Genomic DNA, 3622 nt, shown 5'->3' on the forward strand with positions numbered 1-3622 from the left:
GGCTGCAAGCGCGGCACGACCAAGGTCGAGCCGGGTTGGACCATCATCTGCGGCAAGTGCTGGCGGCGCGCCCCGAAGGACATGCGAATCCTCGCCTCGACGTGGCGCGCGCGTGCCAATCGCTTCGATCGCAAGGGCGACCAGGAGCGTGCGGAGATCGCCGGACGCTGGGCCAATCGCGCTTTCGAGAACATCCGCAAGTTGCTGAGCGGCGAGACCGAGCAGTGCTGGGGCATGGACCCTCTGATGGCGGAAGATCTCCGCAAGGCGGGGCTGATCTGATGCCCAAGGCTAAGCCTCATCCCAACCAGCTCGGCTTCGACTGGAACGTGCCTGTCCCGGCGCGCGGTGAAGGCGCGCTCGCGGGTTTCGAGCGCAAGGTGAATCGCCTCGTCGGCACGATTCTCGCGAGCGATACGCGGAGCCGGTACGTCATCGCCGCGGCAATGAGCGAGCTGCTCGACGAGGATGTCTCCAAGTCGATGCTCGATGCCTACTCGAGCCCCGCGCGCGACGATCACCGCGTGCCCTTCTCGCGCCTCGCGGCGCTGGTGCTCGTCACTTCGCGGCAGGATCTGCTGCGCGACGTCATGGGCGAGCTGGGCGTGTCCCTGCTGATCGGTGCGGAGACCGAGATCGCCCGGATCGGGCAGCTGCGCCAGCGCATCGAGCAGGACAAGCGCGAGATCCGCGAGTTGGAGGGCCGCGCTCGGCCGATTCACGAACACCGGAGGGGGAACACTTGATGGCGCCCGGCGCTGCACTTTCTATTGCCCAGCAGGCCGACCTTTCGCAGGCGTGGTTCACGGCCGAGACGCTCGCAGCGCTCGACCTCGCCGGGCTGCCGGGCGACAAGCGCTCGATCAACCGGCGCGCCCAGAACGAGCGCTGGGGCTCGCGCCTCAGCGCCGAGGGCAAGCCGCTCGTGCGCGCCCGGCAGGGCCGCGGCGGGGGCAACGAGTACCACTTCACCCTTCTGCCGGCGGAGGCGCAGGCGGACCTCGCCCGCCGCGGTTATGCCTGCGCCCAGCCCAAGGCCGAGCCAACCACCAGCGCCGCCGCTTGGGCGTGGTTCGATGCACAAAAGGCAAGCGTGAAGGCCGAGGCGCAGCGACGCCTGGCGATTGTGGCCGAGGTCAACCTGCACTGCGCCGCGGGAGCGACCGTCACGGCCGCGGTCGCGCGGGCCTCAGCCGCGCATGATGTCGGCTCCTCCACCATCTACGACTGGCTCAAAGATGTCCGCGGCATCGATCGCGCCGACTGGCTGCCGGCGCTTGCCTCGGCCCGGAAGGGCGGCGGCAAGAAGGCCGAGATCGATCCCGGTCTGTGGGAGATCATCAAGAGCGACTGGCTGCGCCCGGAGGAGCCGCCCTTCGCCGCGTGCTACGAGGAGGCCGAGCGCATCGCTAGGGAGCGCGGCCTCACCCTGCCGCATCCGCGCACCCTGCTCCGCCGGCTGAAGGCCGAGGTTCCCCGCTCGGTCCAGATCATGGCGCGCAAGGGCGAAAAGCAGTTCGAGCGGCATGTTCCGGAAGCGCGACGCTCGGTCGAAGGGCTGCACGCGATGCACATCGTCAACGTCGATGGCCACACCTTCGACGTCTTCGTCGAGCATCCCGACCATCCCGGTGACGCGAAGAAATGGGTGCGCCCAGTGCTGGTCGGCGTCCAGGACGTCTACAGCCGCAAGATCCTTGGCTGGCACATCGACCTGTCGGAAAACGTCCTCTCGACCCGGATGGCCTTCGCGCAGATGCTGCGCGAGTTCGGCATCCCTGAGGTCTGCTACCTCGACAACAGCCGTACCTTCGCCTCGAAGGCGCTCACCGCAGGCGCGGCCACCCGGTACCGCTACAAGGTCGATGCCGAGGAGCCTGCAGGTCTGCTCGTCTCGCTCGGGATCGAGGTGCGCTTTACCCAGATCTACAGCGGCAAATCCAAGCCGATCGAGCGCGCCTGGCGCGAGTTCGCCGACCGCATCAGCCGCAGCGCCGCCTGCGCGGGCGCCTATGCCGGCAACAGCCCGACCAACAAGCCCGCGAACTACGGCCAGCGCGCCGTGCCGTGGGCTGAGTTCGAACAGATCGTCGCGCGCGGGGTCGCCGCCCACAATGCCCGCAAGAGCAACGGCGGTGCCTGCAAGGGCCGGAGCCGCGATGTCACCTTCGCCGAGAGCTACGCCGTCTCCAGCATCCGCAAGGCCAACGAGGTCCATCTCCGCATGGCGCTGCTCCAGGCCGAGCGGACCCGGCTCGACAGCCGCACAGGCGAGATCAGGCTGTTCGGCAACCGCTACTACTCGCCGGTCTTCATCGATCATCTGGGGGCGCCGGTTACCGTCCGCTTCGACCCGTGGAACCTGCACCGCGAGGTCCATGTCTACGACAAGGCGGGCCACTACCTCGCCCAGGCCGAGCTGCTGGAGGACTACGGCTTCCGCGAGCAGGCCGGTGCGATCGAGGCCGGCGCTCGCCGCAAGGAGGCCCGCCGCGCCGTCCGCGCCGCGCTTGAGGCCGAGCGCACGCTCGATGCGGCCGAGATCGCCGCCGCGCAGATCCCGCTTGAGGCGCCGCCGCGCCCCGAAGCCAGCGTCATTCGCCCACAGCGCCACCTCGCGACCGTCGGCTCGGCCGCGCTGAAGCCGCAGCCGGCCGCGGCCGTCCCGAACGAAGCTGAAGAAGAGATCATCGCCGCCCTGGGGAGCTTCAACCTCAGGCTGGTCGAGTGAGCAAGTGATGCGCGGGGCCGTTCCAATCACCCCCGCGCATCGTCCCAACAACGGAACTGGAGGAACATACATGGCAAGTCAGGCACAGGAAACCCTCAGCGCGGCGATCGAGCAGGCATCGCTCACGCCCGAGGAGCGGTTCATCGAAGAGCAGATCGCGTGGCTGAAGGCCCACAAGGAGGGCATGGGCGCGAGCTTCGCCGACATCGCCAACTGGACCGGCATCCCGCACGGGACGGTGAGCAACCTGCTCGGCAAGGGCTATGCCGGCAACCGGAAGAAGTACGCCGACATCATCGCCACCTATCGGCACACGCTGACGGCGCAGTCCGAGATCGCGGCCGACCTGCCCGAGAAGCCGGGCTACTTCGAGACGCCGACCAGCAAGGCGATCATGCACTACCTGCACTGGGCCCAGCGCGGGCGCCTGGTGCTGATCGTCACCGGCGCCGGCCTCGGCAAGTCGACGACGGCCGAGCAGTTCCTGAAGGACAACATCGGCAGCTACATGGCCACGATGACCCCGTCGACCAGCGGGATCATGCCGATGCAGCAGAAGGTGCTTCGCGCGCTTGGCGAGAAGCACGTGATCGGCTCGCCCGCGGCGCTGACCGAGATGATCATCGAGAAGCTGAAGGGCCCCAAGAACCCGGTCCTGCTGATCGACGAGGCGCAGCACCTGTCGATCAAGGCGCTCGACGAGCTGCGCAGCATCTATGATGCGACCGGCGCCGGGCTCGTCCTGATGGGCAATGAGCGGGTGCAGCAGTCGATCGACGGGGTCAGCCGCGCGGCCGACTTCGCGCAGCTCTTCAGCCGAATTGGCCTGCGCCTCGTCCGCCAGCGCGCGGTGACCGGCGATGCCGAGGCGCTCGCCGCGGCGTGGAACAT

4 protein-coding genes are annotated in these 3622 nt (G+C 68.4%); all 4 read left to right on the forward strand.

Going from position 1 to position 3622, the window contains the following annotated elements:
- The coding region (locus ACLBKU_RS17555) for a hypothetical protein (RefSeq protein ID WP_410180867.1) at nt 1–282 on the forward strand (282 nt) is incomplete at its 5' end.
- Nucleotides 282–746 carry a hypothetical protein gene (locus tag ACLBKU_RS17560; protein WP_410180868.1) on the forward strand — a complete coding sequence of 155 codons (465 nt, stop codon included), beginning with the start codon at nt 282–284 and terminating at the stop codon, nt 744–746. The genes ACLBKU_RS17555 and ACLBKU_RS17560, both read left to right, overlap by 1 nt.
- On the forward strand, nt 746–2731 hold the full coding sequence (locus ACLBKU_RS17565; protein WP_410180869.1) for a transposase domain-containing protein: 1986 nt from the start codon (nt 746–748) through the stop codon (nt 2729–2731). Before ACLBKU_RS17560 ends, ACLBKU_RS17565 begins: the two co-directional genes overlap by 1 nt.
- A gap of 70 nt (nt 2732–2801) precedes the next feature.
- Nucleotides 2802–3622: AAA family ATPase (locus tag ACLBKU_RS17570; protein ID WP_410180870.1), on the forward strand; the 821-nt coding region annotated here is incomplete at its 3' end.

The organism is Erythrobacter sp. NE805, assembly GCF_046452355.1.
In the GTDB taxonomy this organism is placed as follows: Bacteria; Pseudomonadota; Alphaproteobacteria; order Sphingomonadales; family Sphingomonadaceae; genus Erythrobacter.